The sequence below is a fragment of the Mesorhizobium ciceri WSM4083 genome (genome assembly GCF_000519305.1).
In the GTDB taxonomy this organism is placed as follows: Bacteria; Pseudomonadota; Alphaproteobacteria; order Rhizobiales; family Rhizobiaceae; genus Mesorhizobium; species Mesorhizobium ciceri_B.
Map to the genome: position 1 here is coordinate 510939 of NZ_JAFG01000005.1, position 20312 is coordinate 531250.

13 protein-coding genes are annotated in these 20312 nt (G+C 64.9%); 4 read left to right on the forward strand and 9 right to left on the reverse strand.

Annotated elements, in window-relative coordinates; genetic code table 11:
• Positions 1-21: 21 nt before the first annotated feature.
• The 6 genes from MESCI2_RS0112290 to MESCI2_RS1000000137920 form a co-directional block, all read right to left on the reverse strand.
• Complete coding sequence (locus MESCI2_RS0112290) at positions 22-10941, reverse strand: autotransporter outer membrane beta-barrel domain-containing protein (protein ID WP_027036867.1); 10920 nt, start codon at positions 10939-10941, stop codon at positions 22-24.
• A 320-nt stretch (positions 10942-11261) separates the two neighbouring features.
• Complete coding sequence (locus tag MESCI2_RS0112295) at positions 11262-11525, reverse strand: DUF6074 family protein (RefSeq protein WP_023810460.1); 264 nt, start codon at positions 11523-11525, stop codon at positions 11262-11264.
• Between the two features lie 219 nt (positions 11526-11744).
• Positions 11745-12041, reverse strand: a complete 297-nt coding sequence (locus MESCI2_RS0112300; protein ID WP_013532001.1) for a DUF982 domain-containing protein — start codon at positions 12039-12041, stop codon at positions 11745-11747.
• 159 nt (positions 12042-12200) lie between these two features.
• Positions 12201-12440: a hypothetical protein gene (locus MESCI2_RS0112305; protein WP_032900679.1), complete on the reverse strand. Its 240-nt coding sequence runs from the start codon at positions 12438-12440 to the stop codon at positions 12201-12203.
• A gap of 112 nt (positions 12441-12552) precedes the next feature.
• Positions 12553-12975 carry a hypothetical protein gene (locus MESCI2_RS0112310; RefSeq protein WP_155936607.1) on the reverse strand — a complete coding sequence of 141 codons (423 nt, stop codon included), beginning with the start codon at positions 12973-12975 and terminating at the stop codon, positions 12553-12555.
• Positions 12976-12983: 8 nt separating this feature from the next.
• Positions 12984-13136, reverse strand: a complete 153-nt coding sequence (locus MESCI2_RS1000000137920; RefSeq protein WP_155936608.1) for a hypothetical protein — start codon at positions 13134-13136, stop codon at positions 12984-12986.
• A gap of 40 nt (positions 13137-13176) precedes the next feature.
• Between MESCI2_RS1000000137920 and map the strand changes: the two genes are divergently transcribed.
• Complete coding sequence (gene map / locus MESCI2_RS0112315) at positions 13177-14004, forward strand: type I methionyl aminopeptidase (protein WP_027036870.1); 828 nt, start codon at positions 13177-13179, stop codon at positions 14002-14004.
• Positions 14005-14024: 20 nt separating this feature from the next.
• Here the strand turns inward: map and MESCI2_RS0112320 are convergent, their stop codons facing one another.
• The 3 genes from MESCI2_RS0112320 to MESCI2_RS0112330 are packed head-to-tail and all read right to left on the reverse strand — an operon-like array spanning position 14025 to position 17007.
• Entirely contained in the window at positions 14025-15350 is a 1326-nt protein-coding gene (locus tag MESCI2_RS0112320) for a sensor histidine kinase (protein WP_027036871.1), read from the reverse strand.
• Positions 15347-16108, reverse strand: coding sequence for a response regulator (locus MESCI2_RS0112325; protein ID WP_032900681.1), 762 nt, complete (start codon positions 16106-16108; stop codon positions 15347-15349). The genes MESCI2_RS0112320 and MESCI2_RS0112325 overlap by 4 nt, the downstream gene beginning before the upstream one ends.
• Before the next feature lie 41 nt (positions 16109-16149).
• Complete coding sequence (locus MESCI2_RS0112330; RefSeq protein ID WP_027036873.1) at positions 16150-17007, reverse strand: MipA/OmpV family protein; 858 nt, start codon at positions 17005-17007, stop codon at positions 16150-16152.
• 234 nt (positions 17008-17241) lie between these two features.
• Here MESCI2_RS0112330 and radC point away from each other — a divergent pair, with 234 nt between their 5' ends.
• From radC to MESCI2_RS0112345, 3 genes are all read left to right on the forward strand, one after another.
• On the forward strand, positions 17242-18003 hold the full coding sequence (gene radC, locus MESCI2_RS0112335; RefSeq protein ID WP_027036874.1) for a RadC family protein: 762 nt from the start codon (positions 17242-17244) through the stop codon (positions 18001-18003).
• Positions 18004-18257: 254 nt separating this feature from the next.
• Positions 18258-19439 (forward strand): carbohydrate kinase family protein, encoded by a 1182-nt coding sequence (locus MESCI2_RS0112340; RefSeq protein ID WP_027036875.1) that lies wholly within the window; start codon positions 18258-18260, stop codon positions 19437-19439.
• 71 nt (positions 19440-19510) lie between these two features.
• Positions 19511-20287 (forward strand): glutamine amidotransferase, encoded by a 777-nt coding sequence (locus tag MESCI2_RS0112345; protein WP_027036876.1) that lies wholly within the window; start codon positions 19511-19513, stop codon positions 20285-20287.
• Positions 20288-20312 lie beyond the last annotated feature (25 nt).

The following is a 20312-nucleotide window of genomic DNA, read 5'->3' on the forward strand; positions in this document are numbered from 1 at the left end:
GTGCCGGTGAGCGCTCCTTCCCTACCAGTTCACCCTGAACCCGACATTGCCGCCATAGGTCTGTACCCGGTCGGCGAACTTGCCGTCGAAGGTGGCGAACACCGATGTGGTGCTGCTCCAGTTCAGCTTGACACCCGCGTTGACGGCGACGGCATCCTGCGCCGCTCCCGCACCCTGCACCACGAAGGCATAGCCCGGCGCTGCCTGGAAGGTTGGTTCGACAGAGCGGTCCGGTCTGAACTCGTGCAGCCAGGCCGCGCGGCCCCAGGCCTGCAGCGTCGCGGTCTCGCCGACAGCGACCGAGGTGTCGAGTTGCAGACCGAGCGAGACCGGCAGCGAGATGATCGTACGATGCTCGAAGTCCAGCCCCAGCGCACCGTCGCTCGGCGATTCTTCCGAGAAACCCTGCATCGACAACGCAGAGAATTGCAGCCCGGCAAAGGGTGTGATGGCGCCTGAGCCCACCGGCTGCCGCCAGCCGGCCTCAAGCGTGGTGCCGAAGCCGGCGCTCATGAAATCGCCGGTCCAGTGCTCTCTTGATATGGCCGGCACAGGATTGAGCGGATCGGGCGCACCCGGAACCGAACTGAAGCGGTCGGTCGTGTTGGAGTAGAGGTCCATCGCCAGCGAGCCGTTGATGTAGAACTGACCCCATTTGCGCGCGCCATAGGCGCCGGCATGGCCGCCGACGATGTTGCCGGAGGTTTCGCGATCCGGCACGGCAAACGAAGACGCCACGCCACCGAGCGCGAAGCCCATCAGGATGTCGGGATCGCCCTGCGAGTCGAGGCCGGCGGCAAAATTGCCGGATTTGTAGCCAAGACCAGCGCTGCCGACGACCGGGTCGCCGGAAACCACACCCGAATTGCCACCGGCCGTGGCCCAGTAATTCCAGCGCCGCTCATCGGGAGCCTTCACCATGTCGTCGAATGGATTGGCTTTGCCCGGCGGTTCCGCGTAGGCCGTCTCCGGCACCGCGACGGACTGGCTCATCGGATCCGTGGCCATACCCATACGCCAGGCGTCCGACTGTCGGTTCATGGCCGCCTGGAAGGTGCTGTTGGCGTCAAATTCCGGCTGCTGGAAGCCGCTGACGCCCTCGCCCGAGATGGTGTCGTAGACAGCACCCAGTTGGTCGAGCGTCGGAATGTAGAAGATCGCACTGGCAATCTTGGTGAAGTTCGGCGACGTCAGATCGGTCTGGATCGCGTTGATCGCCGAACCCACCGCCGTCTGGTTCTCGGTCAGGCCGGCGCGGGCGAAATTGATGTCGACATTGAGGACGACATCCTCGGGATTGGGATATTTCAGCGAATACTGCGCCACCGCGCTCGGTATGGAGTTCAGCTTCAAACCCTTGTCGGTCACGCCGCCAAGCGCATGCAGGATGATGTAGTCCTCGTTGCCCGGCGAGGCCGCACCCGGCTCCATGATGTTGATGTTGACGAAGCCGTTGACGTCAGCCGTCCCCGTCACATCGATGCGATCGGCCTCGGGGTCGAGATCGAGGTCGAGCAGATAGACGCCGGTGGCCGCTTGCGACCAGCTGCCATTGACCTCGGTGGTCATCACGCGGTCGAGCCCGCCGGGTGCCGCCAGGCCGTCATTGTTGAGCTGGCCGGTCAGGCCGAGATCGACCGTGTCGCCCATCAGGTAAAGGGCCGTGGCCTTGTTGTTGAAAGTGTTGAGACCGCCCCCGAGGCCGACCGATCCGACCGTAGCGAAGTAATTGTCGAAAGTGTCGTTGCCGTCGCCGCCGCGCATGGCGTAGCCGTCGATCAGCAGCACCGAGCGGACGAGACCGTTATTGGTCAGCAGATTGTTGTTGCCGTCCTTGAAGTTGACGCCGGCACCCGCACCGGAGCCACCGGTGATCTTCACGCCGGTGGCGATCGTGACCTTGATGTCGCCATTGCTGGTGCCGCCGGCGCTCTGTTCCATCAGCGCGAAGGAATTCTTGCCGGTCACGTCAAGGTCGGCCGTTTGCGTGAACTCGATGCCGCCGCCGGTGCCACTGCCCCCGGCAGAGCCCGAGAAGCCCTGCGGGGTCGGCATCACGCTCGCCTGTTCGAGGCCGAGAAAATTGCCGACATGGCCGCCAACGCCGCCGCCACCGCCGATGCTCTGGCCGAACACACCGACTGAATTGTCGCCGGTGATCACCATGGCGACATTGCTGTTGATGGTGACCTTGCCGCCGTTGCCGCTGCCGCCATTGACGGCTTCGATGATACCGTCGGTGCCCGCCGTCACCACGCCGCCGCCGCCGCCGACAGACTGCGCGAAGATGCCGACCGAGCCGTCGCCGGTCAAAGTGATCTGGCCGGTGTTGGTGACGGTGACGTCACCGCCCTTGCCGGTCGCACCCGTGTCGCCGCCGATGAACACCGGCGGGCCGATCGTCGCTGCGATCGCCGTTCCGCCCGTGCCGCCGCCGCCGCCGACCGACTGCGCGAAGATCGCCACCGAATTGTCGCCGTCGAGCTGCATGCCGCCATTGTTGATGACGGTGACAATGCCGCCATCGCCACCGGCCGCACCCTTGCCGCCGAGCGCGATGGAAAGGCCGGCCGCACCGCCGGCTACCGAATAGGCCGCGCCGCCATTGCCGCCGCCGCCGCCGACCGACTGCGCCATGATGCCGGTCGAGCCGAAGCCCTTTGTGTGGATCACACCGTCGCTGAAATTGGTGACGTTGACGTCGCCGCCCTTGCCATTGGAGCCGCCGGCGCCACCGATGCCGAAAGTGAAGGCGCCAGGGCTGAGAGCCGCGGCAACGCTCATGGCGCCATTGCCACCACCGCCGCCGATCGATTCTGCAAAGATCGCCACCGACGCATCTTCTATCGTCGTGATGCGGCCATGGTTGTTGACGGTGACGACGCCGCCATCGCCCGAACTGCCGCCATCGCCGCCAACGCCGATCGCAACCGGCACGATGCTGGCGGCGAACGCGCCGCCGCCATTGCCGCCGCCGCCACCGATCGACTGCGCGAAGATGCCGTGCGCGCCAAAGCCCTCGACGGTGATCGCACCGGCGGCATTGTTGGTCACGGTGACGTCGCCGCCCTTGCCGGAGCTGCCGCCCTTGCCGCCGACCGCGATGAAGCCGATTGCCCGTCCGCCCGAGCCGCCGCCGCCGCCGACCGACTGGGCGTTGATGGCATCGGCGCCAGCGCCGTAGGTGTGCAGGATGTTGGAGTTGGTGACCGTGACGACGCCGCCGGCGCCGCTCGAACCACCTGAACCGCCGATGGCGATCAGCGCCGGGATCGAGCCGGTGACGCCGCCATTCTTGCCGCCGCCGGAGCCGCCGCCGCCGCCGACCGACTGGGCCTGGATCGCGTAGGAATCGGTGCCATGCGTCTCGATCATCGCGACATTGGCGACATCGACCGCGCCGCCGCCACCGCTGGAACCGCCACTGCCACCGACACCGAGCGCGGTGATGCCGAGCGAGCCGCCTGCGCCACCACCGCCACCGACCGACTGAGCGAAGATGCCGACGGAATCATCGGCATGGGTCAGGATGCCACCGTAATTGTTGACGATGACATGGCCACCGGCGCCTGAGGCGCCACCGCCGCCGCCGATCGCCAGCAGCGCGCCGGCGCCACCGCCCGAACCGCCGCCGCCGCCGACCGACTGGGCGAAGATGCCGGCCGAATGCCCCAGTTGAGGATCGACGGTTGGACCGTCGGCGCCCGGCGCCGTCGGCGTGGTGCCGAAGGTCTCGATCGTGGCCATTGTCACCTGGGACAGGTCGAGCTTGCCGTTGGTGACGGTTACGGAGCCGCCATTGCCGCTCGCGCCAGCGCTGCCGCCAAGTCCAACGGTGCCGACCGCGCCGGCCATGCCGTCGCCGCCGTCGCCGCCGCCGCCGCCGATCGACTGCGCGTGGATGCCATCCGACTTCTGACCATGTGTGGTGATGATGCCCTCATTGCTGACGATGACGGTGCCGCCGGATCCACCGCCCGTTCCCGAACCGCCGATGGCGACCGAGCCGGAACGCTTGAGACTTGATGTGCCGAGCGGGGCCAAAAGAATCGTCGGATCAAGCGGCACATAGGGTATGGCGACAAGGCCGGTGGTGCCGATATAGGCGTCGCCGCCCATGCCGCCGCCGCCGCCGATCGACTGGGCGACGATGCCCGACGACTTGTCGCCATGGGTGGTGATGAAATCGTAGTTGGAGACGTTGACGGTGTTGCCGTCATTGGCTGTGCCACCTGCCCCGCCGACCGTCGCCTGCAGGTTCCAGTTCGGCTTGCCGCCGGCCGGTTCGCAGACCTTGGCCAGCGTGCATTTCGCGCCGAGCTGCAGCGAGATCGAGTTCGAACGACCACCGGTGCCGCCGCCGCCACCAATCGACTGCGCCAGGATGCCGAATGCACCCATGCCAGAGGTCTCGATGCCGCCATGCTGCTCGATCGTGACCGTGCCGCCCTTGTTGCCGTTGCCACCAGAGCCGCCGACCGCGACGCTGACATTGGCCTGCGTCCCCGGATTGTTGCCGGAGAGGCCGAGCACGCCGGTGATCGCGTTGCCGCCGGAGCCGCCGCCGCCACCGATCGACTGCGCGAAGATGCCGTAGGCGCCGTCGCCATTGGTAACCGTCTGTCCGGCCGCCAGCAGACCGGTCTGCAGCAGGCCGTGGTTGGTCACGACGACGTCACCGCCATAGCCGCTGTCGCCGCCAAAGCCACCGACGCTGACGCCGACATTGAGATTGGTCCCCGTGCCGAGCGAACCGATGGCCGCCGAGACGGCCATGCCGCCATTGCCGCCACCGCCGCCGACCGATTGCGCCTGGATGGCATGTGCTTCGAGACCATAGGTCGAGACAGCGCCGGTGTTGTCGATCGTCGCCTTGCCGGCATTGCTGCCGACGCCGCCAAAGCCGCCGACGCTCGCCGACAAGGTCTTGGCATCGGTCCCGGCGATGACGCCCGAAATCGACATGCCGCCATTGCCGCCGCTGCCGCCGATCGACTGCGCGAAAAGACCGACCGCCTGGTCGCCTCCGGTGATGGTCGCGCCATGGCGCGTCACCAGCACGTCGCCGCCGGCGCCGCCTCCGCCACCCACGCCACCTACGGAGGCGCTGATCTGGTTGCCGTTCTCACCAAGGCTGAGGCTGGTGGTGACGCTGAGGCCGCCATTGCCGCCGCCGCCGCCGACAGACTGCGCCAGCACGCCGAAGGCCTTGATGCCGGTGGTCTGGATGATGCCGGTCGAGTCGACCGTGACGTTTCTACCGTCGCCGGCCGAGCCGCCGAGGCCGCCCAGCGAAGCCGAAATCGCCGCCTTGGTGCCTTGCCCCTTGCCGAGCGTGCCGTTGACGGCCGCCGCGAACGAAAACCCGCCGCTGCCGCCGCCGCCGCCGACCGATTGCGCGAAGATGCCGTTGGCGCCATCGCCTTCGGTCAGGATGTTGTCGACCGAGGTGACGGTGACGGCCTCGCCGTTGCCGGCGCCGGCGCCGAAGCCGCCGATGGAAATGCCGATCGCAGCCTTGGCGTTCGGACCGGTGACCGAGAACGCGCCGGAGAAACCGCCATTGCCACCGCCGCCGCCAACCGATTGCGCGAAGATGCCGTTGGCATCGCCGCCCCTGGTATGGATGGTCGCATTGTTGTTGGCGAGCGTGGTACCGACATTGCTGTTGACGATGACCGCGCCGGCATCCTTGCCGAGACCGCCAAAGCCGCCAATGCTGACGCTGGCGCCGCCGGCGCCGTCGACCGTCATGTTGCCGGCGATGGAGAAGCCGCCATTGCCACCGCCGCCACCGATCGACTGCGCCAGGATGCCGTTCGAAAGATCGCCCGTGGTGTCGATCGTGCCGGTGTTGTTGACGGTGACCAGCCTGGAGACGCCGCCACTGCCGCCCTTGCCGCCAACCGACACCGAAGCGCTGCCCTGCTTGCCGGCGCCAGACAGCGTCACGACCGCGCCGCCATTGCCGCCGCCGCCGCCGACAGACTGCGCCAGGATGCCGTTCGAATTGGCTTTGATGGTGACGATGTTGCCGATCGATGTGGCCGTGACGACATCGCCATCGCCGCCACCACCGCCCGTACCACCGACACCGACGCCGATCGCGCCGCCATCGCCAACGATGGCGAGAGCGCCCGTGAAGCCGCCATTGCCGCCGCCGCCGCCCACCGACTGCGCCAGGATGCCGTCGGCCTTGCCGCCTTCGGTGCGCAGATTGCCAGTGCTGGTGACGGTAACCGATTTCGCATCGCCGCCGGCGCCGCCACCGCCGCCGAGAGCGACCGACAGGCTGCCCGTGCCGCCCAGGCTGCCGGAAACCGCGAAGCCGCCATTGCCGCCGCCACCGCCGACCGATTGCGCGAAGATGGCATGCGAACCATCGCCCTCGGTCTCGATATTGCCGTGGCTGTCGACGGTGACGATGTTGGCGTCGCCGCCGCTGGTCCCCGAACCACCGACACCGACGCTGCCGGCAAGGTCCTTGCTGCCCGAGAGCGCGATGGCGAAGCCGCCATTACCGCCGCCGCCGCCGACCGATTGCGCCAGGATGCCAAAGGAGTCTTTTCCGCTGGTCAGGATGTTGTTGTAGCTGGTGACACCGACCGTGCCGGCGTTCGACGCTGCTCCGCCGCTGCCGCCGACGCTGACGCCCAATCCGCCGCCGCCCAGCCCGATTCCGAGGCTGCCGGCGAAGCCGCCGGAGCCGCCGCCGCCGCCGACCGATTGCGCGAAGATGCCGGACGAGTTGTCGCCCTGGGTCCAGATCGTCGCGGCGGTGCCGGCAGGCGCCTGCAACACCGGCTGGCCGTTCAAGGCAACGCTATAGCTGTTGACGATCACATTGCCGGCGATCGAGCCGGTCGCACCCGCGCCGCCAATACCGACGCCGATGCCGGCATTGCCGGTCGTGGCCGAACCGGCGACGGCGAAACCGCCATTGCCGCCGCCGCCACCGATCGACTGTGCCAGGATGCCGTTGGAGAATTTGCCCGTCGTGGCGATGGTGCCGGTACTGGTCACCGTCACGTCCTTGCCGACGCCGCCAATGCCGCCCTTGCCGCCGATCGCCACCGACGCAGTCGCTGCGTCCGGATCGCCGAGCGCGCCGGTGACGGCCACACTGAAACCACCATTGCCGCCGCCGCCGCCAATCGACTGCGCGATGATGCCGGACGAATTGTCGAAATTGGTCGAGATGTTGCCGGTCGAGGTGACCGTGACGATGTCGGCGCTGCCGCCGCCGGCGCCCTTGCCGCCAAGCGCCACGCCGACCGCAATCGACTTGCCGCCGCCGAATGTGCCGGCAAAGCCGCCATTGCCGCCGCCGCCGCCGACCGATTGCGCCAGGATGCCCGCAGCACCGGTGCCGCGCACGTCACCGGACGAGAAATCGGCGCCGGTCGAAATGTTGCCTGTCGAAATGACGGTGACGCCGAGCCCATTGCCGGCCGCGCCGCCGCTGCCGCCAAGCGCGACGCCGATGCCGGCGTCCATTCCGAGCGCCAGCGAGACGGTCGAGCCGCCATTGCCGCCACCGCCGCCGACCGACTGCGCCAGGATGCCGATCGCCTGGTCGCCGGAGGTGGTGATGTTGCCGGCCGATGTGACACGGACGATATCGGCGTTGCCACCGCCGGCACCCTTGCCGCCGAGACCGACGGCGGCGCTGGCGCCTTGCAGCGTGATCGCGCCGGCACCGGCGAAGCCGCCATTGCCGCCGCCGCCGCCGACCGACTGCGCCAGGATGCCGACCGACTGGTCGCCATGCGTTTCGATGTTGCCTGTCGAGGTGACGGTGACCGAGCCGGCCGTCTGGCCGGTGCCGCCACTGCCGCCAACCGCGACCGAGGCGCCCAACGCACCGGTGGTGAACGTGCCGGCGACGCTGAAGCCGCCATTGCCGCCGCCGCCGCCGATCGACTGCGCCAGGATGCCAGCGGCCTGTTTGCCGTAGGTGGTGATGTTGCCGTAATTGTTGACCTCGGCATGTTTGCCGATACCACCCGTCGCGCCGCTGCCACCGATGGCGACCGAGGCGGAGCCGCCAGCGCCCTCGAAGGAACCGGAGCCGCTCAGCGTCACGGCGAAGCCGCCATTGCCGCCGCCGCCGCCGATCGATTGCGCCAGGATGCCGATCGAGCCGTCATCGATCGTCAGGATGCTGTTTTGGGTGACGATGCTGCCGACTTTCTTGCCGTTGTTCACGGTTGCCGTGCCGGCATCGCCGCCACCACCACCCGAGCCACCGAGATTGACGCCGACACCGACCAGGCCGCCGGCCGCGATGCCGCCGGAGAAGCCGCCATTGCCACCACCGCCGCCAATGCTTTCAGCCTGGACACCGACAGCATTCTTGCCTTCCGTGACGAGATTCCAGGTGCCGGCATAGCCGGTGGTAACCACGTGATTGGCGCCGTCGGCATTGATGACGACGTTTCCAGCCGAACTGCCGTCGGCGCCCGAGCCGCCAAGGCCGACGCTCGCCGCGCCGCCGCCAAGGGCCGCCGAAACAGTGAAGCCGCCATTGCCGCCGCCACCACCAATCGACTGCGCCAGGATGCCTACCGAATTGTCGCCCTTCGTGTGGATCGAACCGGAGCTGCCGACGGTGACATCGGCACCGGCGCCGCCGCCGGCGCCCTTGCCGCCAATGTTGACGGCAATACCGACCGCGCCGCCGATGGCACCACCGATCGAATAGCCGCCATTGCCGCCGCCGCCGCCGACCGATTGCGCGACGATGCCGCCGGCATTGTCGCCGGCCGTCGAAATGTCGCTGAGGCTCGAGACGGTGACGAGTTTCGATACACCGCCCTTGCCGCCATTGCCGCCGATGCCTATCGCCGCCGCGAACGTGCCGGTGGCGTTGATCGCAACCGCGATTGCCGCGCCGCCATTGCCGCCCGTGCCGCCGATCGATTGTGCGAAGATGCCCCGAGAGCCGTTTCCATAGGTGGTCAGCGACCCGGCGGTCTCCACCGTCACGGTGTTGCCGTCGCTGGCGTTGCCCGCGGCCCCGCCCATGGCGAGCGCAAGCGCTCCCACCGCACCCGAGACCGAGAACCCGCCATTGCCGCCGCCGCCGCCAATCGACTGCGCGAAAACGGCGTCCGACATGTCGCCATGGGTGATGATCGAATAAGCGGTATCGTTGGCGTCGCGCAGCACTTCCACGGCGCCGGACGTACCACCACTGCCGCCCGAGCCCCCAAGCGCCACGCTGAAGCCGATGCCGCCGGAGAAGGCGCCGCCGCCATTACCGCCGCCGCCGCCCACCGATTGCGCGAAGATGCCGGCCGAGTTGACCGAACCGGCACCATTTTTGCCGGTCTCGATGTCGCCGGCATTGGTCACCGTCACCCGCGCGCCGTTGCCGCCGGCACCGCCGGAACCACCGGCCGAGAACAGGCCGCCGGAAGTGCCGCCATTGCCGCCGCCACCGCCGACCGACTGCGCGAAGATGCCGGCCGATTGCTTGCCGTCGGTGTCGATCGAGCCGGCTGCGGTGTTCGTTACCTCGACGATACCGCCATTGGTGGTCGAGGCGCCATTGCCGCCGAGCGAGACGAGGCCCCCCGAATTGCCGCCATTGCCGCCGCCGCCGCCGATCGACTGCGCCAGGATGCCGTTCGATTCCTGACCATGCGTGATGATCGCGCCCGAATTGGTGACGCCGACGGTCACGACATTGGCGGGACCGCCATTGCCGCCGAGACTACCGCTGCCGCCCGAGGCGAACAGGCCGAAGTTCGAACCGCCGTCACCACCGCCGCCGCCGATGGTCTGCGCCAGGATGCCTTGCGAATTGTTGCCCCAGGTGCTGATCGCGGCATTGTTGGTGACCTGGACGATGCCGCCATTGCCGCCATTGCCGCCACCGCCGCCGGAGGAGGAAAAGAGGCCGAAACCACCGGCGCTGCCGCCGCCGCCGCCGCCGATCGACTGGGCGGCGATGCCATGCGAATAGATGCCATACGTGGTGATTGTGGTACCTGCGCCGGTGAAGACATTGGCGTTGCCGCCGCTGCCGGCCGGGCTGCCGCCGCCCGGATTGAAGACCAGGCCGCCGCCGCCGCCGCCATTGCCGCCATGGCCGCCCTGGCTGATGGCGACGATGCCTGCGGAGTAATTACCTGATGTTTCGACGCTGCCGCCATTGAAATTGACGGTGGCGTTGCCGCCGACACCGCCCAGGCCGCCATCGCCAGCATTCCCCGAAATGCCCTTGGCATCGCCGCCGTCGCCGCCGTCACCGCCGACGCTGCTCGCAACAATGCCAGCGTTCGGGCAACCCGTGGGCAGCACGCAATTGTTGCTCGTCCTGACGGCCCCTGTGACATTGACGGTGACGGTGCCGCCATCGGCGCCGTTGCCGCCATCGCCACCATTGGAAAAGACATAGCCATTGCTGCCATTGCCGCCGCGGCTGCCATTCGAGGCACCGAGCACACCGATGGTACCTGTTGCGATCACCGCACCGCTGCCGGACACATTGGCGTTGGCTCCCGGCTGGCTATAGGTGACCGTGAGTGTCGGACCGGAATTGCCGGATGGCCCGCCCGCAGCGGTAGCGGGTGGCGCGATGCAGGTTGTGCCCGACGGCGCGCCGCTTTTGACCGCACAACTCTCGGCTGTCGCCGGATTGTTCCCTGAGGCCGGTGTCCCCGGCGTGATTGTGCAGTCGGCCGCGTTGCCGGTGCTGCAGGTGTAGTGCTGGACCTCCGTCGCCGGCGCCGGGCTCGACCCCGTACCGGTCAAAGATATGCGGCTGGGGTCGACCGTCAGCGTGTTGACGTTGAGCGTCGTGGTGCCGGGTGCCGTGAAACTAAGGTCGGCGGGAGACGGTATTGCATCGGTGCAATTTTCGACATTTCCACCGGCAGCGACGCAAGCCGCCCTGGCGGGGTCGGTCGAGCTCACAAGCAATACAAACGCCATAAGCAACGCCACGGCCGCCAGTGTCGCCAAACCTGAAATGCCGAAAAATCTCTGTCTCAACCACCCTGAAACAACGCAAGACTCGACTGCTCTCGATCGAACACGAGTCATCATCACCCCCCCCAGACCCGCGCCGCATCGGCACGAATCACCCCTTGCTAATGCAACCTATCAGATTGCAGCAGAAACGGGGGCTCCCAAAGAATTGAGGCAATGTAATTTAGGCGCACTGTTGCCGCTTTGGCACAGAAATCACAGAAACGGCCGGTATTTACGCACTACGGAAAAAATATTCGAGGCCGGATGCGCGAATATTTGCTTCAAGCGGAAAGAATTGGCATCGACTCTGCAACCGTATCAGCCAACATCTCTCGCTGCACGGCCAGGAAAAACCTGCGCACTTCATCGCTGGCTGCTGTTCTGTCCCTGCCGGATCCGACCACAAGATCGAGCAACTCCGACGCCTTGGCTCTCCAGAACGAGGTGGCGGTCTCGCCATGCAGGTTGCCGAGCTTGGCTGCAACCTCTCTAACCAAGAATACCTGACGGTCGATCGGGAATGCACGGACTTTTTCTGGGGACATCTTCCAAACCATGAGACTGACGCAACGAATCAACCATTGCCAACAAGCAATGGCGTAGCCGGGAAGGTGGAAACGGAAGCTTAACGGCGCTGACGTGAGTGCAGCGTGGAGCGGTCGTCGGGACGAAAAGGGCGCAGCCCTACGCTCACGACATCGCCATGTGCGCTCAAACGCGATCGTTGACGTAGGAATCGGGACAGGCGAAACGGGCGACGGCCCTCAGGCCTGGAGCGCCCTCGCCTCACCGCCACGCTTGCGCGGCGTCATCATGTCCCTGGCCATCAGTCCGCTCGCCCGGCAAAACGCCATGAACGCCCGGCAGGCATCCTCGGTCTTGACCACGTCCACCGTGGCGCCAAAACAGGCGTTGAAGGCTTTCTGATAGATCGGGCCCTGACGGCGCGCAGGCCAGTCCTGGAGAAAATCAAGCGCCTGTTCGACGCCGTAAATCTCCTCGACCGGCAGGCCGGGCGCGGGCGCTATGCGCACCGGCACCTCGAATTGCAGTCTGTCCATTTCCTGTCTCCCGAACTGGCGTCACCGCAGCAACGCCGTTCGTCGTCAAAAGTTGCTTTGACCGGCTTTTGGCCCAGAAATGTGTCGTCACTTGGGTCGCTGAACCGCCACGTCGCCCAAAACAGATCGTTCCCGAGATATGTCTTGGGCGACATACGCTCACTGGTTCGCTGGATCCGTCTCCGCATCGAAGGCCATGCGAATGGCGGTGATCAGCACAAATGCCGTCGGCGCGGCGAAGATGCCGCCGAGAACAAGGGCCGCCATCGCCGACAGGCCGAGCGTCTCGGCAACCGCCCAATAGACGGTTCCGATGCAGATGAGCGCCTGGACGCAGAGGAACGCGGCAGCCGAAGCCGCACGCGACAGGGTTTTCAAAGTCTTGATGCGTTGTTGCATTGAAATGATCCGGAAATGACGCGCCGCGCGACCGCTGCGCGGCCGACAGCCGCCGCACGATCACGACGCAAACAGGAATAACGATGAGGTGAAGGGTACGGTTCTGGACCGCTCAGGCCGTGATGGTCGGCGGTGCGCGCGGCTGGTTGGTGCTAGCCCCGGGAACCGAGGCGGGCCCATATCCCGAAACCATCGCTCTTTGCGATATCCGTTCGGCCCAAAGAAAAACAGCATCGGGGACGGCAAGCGCGGGATGGCCGCCGGCGAACTTGACCAGGAGCGGACGGCCGGCACGAACTTCCAGCGCTTGCGCCTTGCCGGTGACACGCAGCAGCGCCGCCACTTCGCCCGACCGCTCGACACCGACGCTGGCGCCACTCGGCGCAGACCCAGCAAAGCCCGGCGCCGCCGGCAGACCGAAGCACAGCATCGCCAGCAGCACCATGCCCATCAGGCATGAGCACGCTGCCGTCAGGGGCGCTTCAGGCCATCCGGTTTGCCTGGCCGCCGCGAAGGGACGCGATCTCGAAAACATCACCCGCCCTACCGCACGATGGGCAGAAAGGAAAGCAAACCGGGCAAAACCCGGCAAGGCATTACCCCATACAAGGCGAATATCCCGAAATGCACGGCCGCATCAGACAGTTCTTCCTTGAACCTTTTGCCCTCAAGTGCCAAATCTGGGGAAATTTTCACGCTGGCTCTCCTGCAGAGCCCTACCGGCTACACGGACAAAATGGTCACCTATCTCGACGCCGCCACGGCACCGCTCAGAAACACCGGCCAGATCCGCCTCTATGGCGAGGACGGCTTTGCCGGCATGCGTAAGGCATGCGATCTCACCGCGCGCTGCCTCGACGAGCTGGTGCCGATGGTCCAGCCCGGCGTCACCACCGAAGCAATAGACCGCTTCGTCTTCGAATTCGGCATGGACCAGGGCGCGCTGCCGGCGACGCTCAACTATCGCGGCTACACGAAATCGTCCTGCACCTCGATCAACCATGTCGTCTGCCATGGCATTCCCGACAACAAGCCGCTCAAGGATGGCGACATCGTCAACATCGACGTCACCTACATCCTCGACGGCTGGCACGGCGATTCTTCGCGCATGTATCCGGTCGGCACGATCAAGCGTGCCGCCGAGCGGCTGCTTGAAGTCACGCATGAATGCCTGATGCGCGGCATTGCGGCGGTCAGGCCGGGCGCCCGCACCGGCGCCATCGGCGCCGCCATCCAGACCTTTGCCGAAGGCGAACGCTGCTCGGTGGTGCGCGACTTCTGCGGCCACGGCGTCGGTCAGTTGTTCCATGACGCGCCGAACATCCTGCACTACGGCAGCGCCAATGAAGGCGTCGAGATGCGGCCAGGCATGATCTTCACCATCGAGCCGATGATCAATCTGGGCAGGCCGCATGTGAAGGTTCTGTCGGACGGCTGGACCGCGGTGACGCGCGACCGCTCGCTGTCAGCGCAGTACGAGCACACGATCGGCGTGACCGACACAGGGTGCGAGATTTTCACGCTGTCGCCCAAAAAGCTCGATCGCCCCGGCCTGCCGGCTTAGAGTGCCCGGTAGGAGGCCGTCTACGCCGACTGCACATCCGCGGCATTCGGCAGGTCGATGGTAACGACCAGTCCGCTGGGCTGGTTGTCCTCCAATTCGATCCTGCCGCCGTGCCCCTGGACGATGTCGGCAACGATCGACAGGCCCAGACCGAAGCCATGCTTCGACGCAATGCCGCGCGACGCATCTTCCTTGAAGAATGGTTCGAAAACACGAGCACGTGCAGTCATCGGAATGCCCGGCCCGTCGTCCCCTACCGTGATGCGCGCCGCCGTGCCGGTCGCTGTCAAGGCGACCGTGACATTGCCAGCGAATTTGACCCCGTTGTCGCAAAGATTGGCGATCGCACGCGCCAATGCATTGGGCTTGCACCAGCCCAGGAGCCGGTCCGGCCCGGAATATGAGACAGGAAATCCGACATCGGAGAACTCGGCGCAGACGGTTTGCAGAACGCTGGCAATGTCGGCGCGCTGCAGCTTCTCCGTCGAAACATCGTTGCGCAGATAGGTCAGGGTCTCGTCGATCAAGATTTCGATGTGCTGGACATCGGACAGGATCGCGGTTCGGATGGGGCCATCATCCATGCGCTCGGCGCGAAGCCGCAGCCGCGTCAAGGGCGTGCGCAGATCATGACTGACGCTGCGCAACATGCGCGTGCGGTTTTCGATCATCGTGCGGATGCGCGTCCTCATCCTGTTCAGGGCGCGCGCCAACCCCACCATTTCAATGGAGCCGTGTTCGACGAAGAGCTGTTCGCCATTCTCGATCTCGGCCGAACCGACTGCCACCGAGATGCGCTTCAACGGATCCGTCACGGCCCAAACCGCAAACAACCAGATCAGCACGGGCAAGGCGACGAAAGCCATGAACCTGTAGAACGAGGCACGGACGAGGCCCGATGTCAGCCAGGAATCGGGCATGCCGAAATGGGCCAGGACGTCCTGCTGGTCGAGGTCGATGACAAACGCGTATCGGCCGCCGATCCTTATCCAGCGTCCATCAACCGTCCCCCTGTCGATACGCAAAAGCCATTCGACACTTCGCCATTGCAGATAGGACTGGGGAATGCCGCGTATCTGGTCCTTGGGCAATATCTCGAAATCAAAGCCGGCCCGCTTTGCTGTCGCCAGAATTGCGCCACGCGCCTCCGCCGGCGTTTTTTGCAACAAGGCAACAACAACGGCCGCACGCCTTGCGTTGTCTTCCGCGGCGGGAAGGTCGACGTTCTCTATGAAAATCTCGACGACCGAACCGACGAACATGATCACGATCACCGCGACGAAAATGATCGCCACAAACTGCCCACGCACGGACTGTGGCAAGAAACGGCGGATGAAACCCCTCATGCTTCCTCCACCGTCGCGGTGAAGATATAGCCACCCAACCGAACGGTCCTCAAAAGCACCGGATCGCGCGCATCCTTTTCGATCTTCCTGCGGATCCGACTGATATGGACATCGACGCTACGCTCGATCGGCCCCGCGAGCCCGGCATGGGTTACGCCCAGAAGTTCCTCGCGCGAGAGAACCCGGCCTGCATTGCGACAAAAGGCAAGCAACAGGTCGAATTCATGCGTCGTGGTCGTAACCCGCGCATTGTTGGGGTCATGCAATTGCCGGCGTATTGGATCGAGGCGCCAGCCGTTGAAACGGAGCACCTTCGACCAGTCCCGCTCGTCTGGAGCATAGGCTGTACGGCGCAGCAGCGCCCGTATCCTGGCCGTCAGTTCGCGCGCGCTGAACGGTTTCGTCACATAATCGTCGGCGCCGATTTCCAGACCGAAGATGCGGTCGATTTCCTCGCCGAGCGCGGTCAGCATCAGGATCGGAATGTTGGTTCCAGCACGAAGACGGCGGCAGATGTTGAGACCGTTTTCGCCCGGCAGCATGACATCGAGCACGATGAGATCGAATTTCTGGTTGCGAAGGGCGGCGTTCATCTGGACGCCGCTCTCGGCAATTTCCACGATCATGCCGTTGTCGGTGAGCGTCTCGCCCAGCATGCGCGCGATCTCAAGATCGTCTTCGACAATGAGGATGCGCGAACCTTGCCTGGCCGACCTGGATTCGGCGCTCAAATCGCTTTGGTGCCGTTGCTGTGCCATTCCGGAGTTTGTCTAGCCTGCATTTGGTGGCTGGGTAGGCGTCAGAACCGATATCCGACGAGAAGCATCCCTGAAGGCTGGATCTTTTCGAGGACAACAGGGCTGTCGGCAGCGTCACCCAAGAGAACACCGACCCCCGCTTCGCCGCGCACCATCCAGCTCTCGTCGAGCATATATGTGGCGGAAATCGAAAAATCGGCGCGCTTCAAACCGGCGCCTGCATCATAGCGCGCCAGCCCCGAGCGAGCCGATTGCTCGGGCGTGACACCAAAATAGGCCTGCATGTATTTTTCGTCGGCGAAGACGGCGGACGCGCTGGCGCCGATCATCAACGATTGAGACAGAGGCCGGGTCACCTCGATCCCCACCCTGCCCTCCAGGCCATCGCTGCCGCCGACGGTCTTGTCCAGTTGCGCGAATATTTCGGCCGGACCGAACTTCGCCGCTGCCTTCACACCGACCGTCGCGCCCATGTCAACGTCCCCCAAGCCGCGCAGATGGTCGGAGTCGTCTTCCTTGCGGCCCATCTCATAGCCAAGCCGAGCGCTGAACGCGAACGGTCCTTGTTCATAGACGGCGATGTCGGCACCTGTCGGGTCGATCGTCACCGTGTCGAGGAAGGTCGCCGTGACGAAAGGCACCGGCATGATCTTGAACTCATTGCTGCCTTCGTATTTGGGGACGATGATGGCGCCGCCGCCGAGCACGACATGCCAGTCGGCCAGCTTCTGTTCGAAACGCCCGAAACGGGAAGGCTCGGGCGGCAGGGTAAAATCATCGGAATTCACCGCTATGGCGTCTGCCGCCAGCGCGCCCTCCGAATGCGTCGAAAGCAGGATTGCCATGGCCGCGAGAGATGCCCGGCCGGCAAATAGTCCAGAGTCAATTTTAGCGAACATGCGCGCTCCAGTATAGCGAGGCAACGAGCCTCCGATGGTGCCAACATGTCAGGTGAAAATGGCCGCATGCGTTAAGTGATGTTAAGTTTTGTTGCGCAATCGTGGTTTCATCTTGCCGTATGAGAAAGCCATAGCCACGATCTGCCGTGGGGCGTCTCGCGATCGGGGAACAGAACTGTTTCAATCTCGGCCAGAACAGTTCTAATGTCTGCGCTGGAGCAATGTGGGCGGTGTATGGGAAACACAAACGACGACGACGAGCGGAGTTTCTTCTCCGAAGCGCCGATGCGGCCTGCGGCGAAAGCCAAGGCGACGCTCGACGAAAAGCCGCATTACCTCGGACACCGCGACCGACTGCGCGAGCGTTTTGCCCTGGCGGGTCCGGACGCCCTGCCCGATTATGAGCTTCTGGAACTTCTGCTCTTTCGCCTGATCCCTCGTGCCGACACCAAACCGGCGGCCAAGGCGCTGCTGGCACGCTTCGGCACACTGGCCGAAGTGCTTGGCGCCCCGGTGGGCCTGCTGCAGGAGGTCAAGGGCGTTGGCCCTGCGGTGGCACTCGACCTCAAGATCGTCGCGGCAACCGCGCAGCGCATGGCGCGCGGAGAGGTGCAGGGTCGCGAAGTCCTCTCGTCCTGGACACAGCTTCTTGCCTATTGCCGGTCGGTCATGGCCTTCGAGGCGCGCGAGCAGTTCCGCATCCTGTTCCTCGACAAGAAGAACGCGCTGATCGCCGACGAGGTTCAGCAGACAGGCACCGTCGACCATACGCCCGTCTACCCGCGCGAGGTGGTCAGGCGCGCCCTCGAACTCTCGGCCACCGCCATCATCCTGGTCCACAATCACCCGTCAGGCGACCCCACACCCTCACGAGCCGATATCGAAATGACAAAGGAGATCATCGAGGCGGGCAAGCGGCTGGGCATCGCGGTGCACGACCATATCATCATCGGGCGCAAGGGATACGCCAGCATGAAGGGCCTGTTGCTGATCTGACGGGCCGGGGGCATGCCACCACCGTCCGATCAAGCCTAGGCGATCGAATGAGGTGCAGGAAATTCGCTTGCACAATCTTTTACCAAAAAATTTGAAAATTGTTCAATGTTGGAAAGAGGGCCCAAGGTCCGCTCTATCTCTGGATTAAACTTCCAATCGAGAAGAATGCTCTCTTGATTTTTAGAAGACAATTCCGTTGAGGCATCGCATTTTCGCTGCTACCGTTTTGAAACGCTTCAATTGGAACTCCGCCATTGCAACGCAAGCGCCCGACCATAGCGGATGTCGCACGAACCGCCGGTGTTTCCATCGGCACGGTGTCGAACTTCATCAATGGAACGGCAAGCCTGAAGGAAGGCACGCGCGACCGCATCGAGAAGGCGGTTGCCGCGCTGATGTACCGGCCGAGCTCCTTTGCGCGCTCACTGCCGGGCCGCGCGCCACGCAGGCCAAAGAATCTCGAGCATCTGCCAAGACTTCTGGTCGCCGGTAGGGTGAGTGTCGACTTCCTGTGCCGCGTCGACGTGCTGCCGCATCGCGACGACCGGATCACCGCCAGCCACATCGACAAGGCGCTGGGTGGCCCCGCGGCCAATCTCGCGGTTGCCGCCGCCGGCATCGGAGCTCCCTACGCGCTGGACGTTGAGCTGGCGACAGCGGTTGGCGAGGATCCAGAGAGCGATTGGGCGCTCGGCGCGCTTTCGAAACTGGGTGTCCACGCCTTGCCGATCCGCAACACGCCCAACAACCGCCTCTCCCAGGCGATCGTGATCATCGAGCGCAATGGCAGCCGGACGATCATCAGCGAACCGTTCGAGCTTGGCGAAGTCGACCTGACAGCCAATCTGGATATCCAGCCCGAGCGACGTCCGGCCTGCCTTCATATCGAAGGCTTTCACTACGAGACGATGACGGCCTCCATTGCGCGCTTTCATCAGGCGGGCTGGAAGGTGAGCCTGCATTCGGCCGGTCTTCCCAAAAGCGCACGCACGCCGGAAACCTTCACGCAGATGGTCAAACAGATCGATCTGACCTTCATCAACGATGTGATGATACGGGAGATCTTCGACTTTCGCAGCCGCATGGCGACGACGATCGAAGAGGTGCGGCTGATGCTGTCACGCATCAAACAACGGGGAACGGTCGTGCTCACCCTCGGCGAGTTCGGCGCCGTCGTTTTTCCGGCGAATGGCGGCCCGCAGATCGAGGTGCCGGCACTGCCGGTCAATCGCGTCGACGCGACGGGCGCCGGCGACAGCTTTGCCGGCATCTTCCTTGCCCTTTGGCTGCATGGCGCGTCGCTTGACGACGCCGCGCGCTATGCGGCGATCGGGGCGAGCCTGACGACAACGGTCGAAGGCGCGCAGGGTTACATCGCGGACTTTGCCACGCTGCAGGCTGCGGCCCTGGCGAACAACGCCGTGATGGCCAGTTAAACAATGGCTTATCGACGTTTCGACCTGGCGCGGAACACCGCATCAACCGACGAAATCAGGAGAGTATGACCATGGCGAAAACAAAAGTCCTTCTTGTCGGCGAAAGCTGGGTGAGTTCGGCCACCCACTACAAGGGGTTCGACCAGTTCGGCAGCGTCACCTTTCACCTGGGCGCAACACCCCTGGTGGACGCCTTGAAGGACAGCGAATTCGATCTTGACTACATGCCCGCTCACGAGGCTGTCGAGAAGCTGCCTTTCACCATGGAAGGGCTGTCGCAATACAGGACGATCATCCTGTCCGACATTGGCGCGAATTCGCTCCTGCTCCACCCCGATGTCTGGCTGCACGGCAAAACGGTTCCCAACCGGCTCAAGCTCTTGCGCGACTGGACGCTGGCCGGCGGCGGCCTGATCATGATCGGCGGCTATTTCAGCTTCCAGGGCATTGACGGCAAGGCGCGCTGGCATCGCACGGCGGTCGAGGAGGCGCTGCCGGTGACCTGCCTTCCCAATGATGACCGGCTCGAAATTCCGGAAGGCTTTCGTCCTGAGATCACTGGTTCCAGGGATCATCCGATTTTTGCCGGCATCGAGGGCGAATGGCCGCTGCTGCTCGGTGCCAACGAGGTCATCGCCCGTGATCGCGACGATGTCGAGGTCCTGGCGCGGCTGCCGCAGGACCAGGGCGGTCATCCCCTGCTGGTCACCGGGCGCCATGGCGAAGGGCGTACGCTGGTCTGGACGTCGGACATCGGCCCTCACTGGCTGCCGAACAGTTTTGTCGAATGGCCTGGCTACGCGCGGCTTTGGACCAACGTGCTGCGCTGGGTCAGCAACGCCGCCTAGCCGATCCGCACTCGTCGGGGAACCC

Coding starts and splice junctions, on each gene's coding strand:
- MESCI2_RS0112290 (WP_027036867.1), bottom strand. CDS start 10,941: ATGGCGTTTGTATTGCTTGTGAGCTCGACCGACCCCGCCAGGGCGGCT.
- MESCI2_RS0112295 (WP_023810460.1), bottom strand. CDS start 11,525: ATGTCCCCAGAAAAAGTCCGTGCATTCCCGATCGACCGTCAGGTATTC.
- MESCI2_RS0112300 (WP_013532001.1), bottom strand. CDS start 12,041: ATGGACAGACTGCAATTCGAGGTGCCGGTGCGCATAGCGCCCGCGCCC.
- MESCI2_RS0112305 (WP_032900679.1), bottom strand. CDS start 12,440: ATGCAACAACGCATCAAGACTTTGAAAACCCTGTCGCGTGCGGCTTCG.
- MESCI2_RS0112310 (WP_155936607.1), bottom strand. CDS start 12,975: ATGTTTTCGAGATCGCGTCCCTTCGCGGCGGCCAGGCAAACCGGATGG.
- map (WP_027036870.1), top strand. CDS start 13,177: ATGGTCACCTATCTCGACGCCGCCACGGCACCGCTCAGAAACACCGGC.
- MESCI2_RS0112320 (WP_027036871.1), bottom strand. CDS start 15,350: ATGAGGGGTTTCATCCGCCGTTTCTTGCCACAGTCCGTGCGTGGGCAG.
- MESCI2_RS0112325 (WP_032900681.1), bottom strand. CDS start 16,108: ATGGCACAGCAACGGCACCAAAGCGATTTGAGCGCCGAATCCAGGTCG.
- MESCI2_RS0112330 (WP_027036873.1), bottom strand. CDS start 17,007: ATGTTCGCTAAAATTGACTCTGGACTATTTGCCGGCCGGGCATCTCTC.
- radC (WP_027036874.1), top strand. CDS start 17,242: ATGGGAAACACAAACGACGACGACGAGCGGAGTTTCTTCTCCGAAGCG.
- MESCI2_RS0112345 (WP_027036876.1), top strand. CDS start 19,511: ATGGCGAAAACAAAAGTCCTTCTTGTCGGCGAAAGCTGGGTGAGTTCG.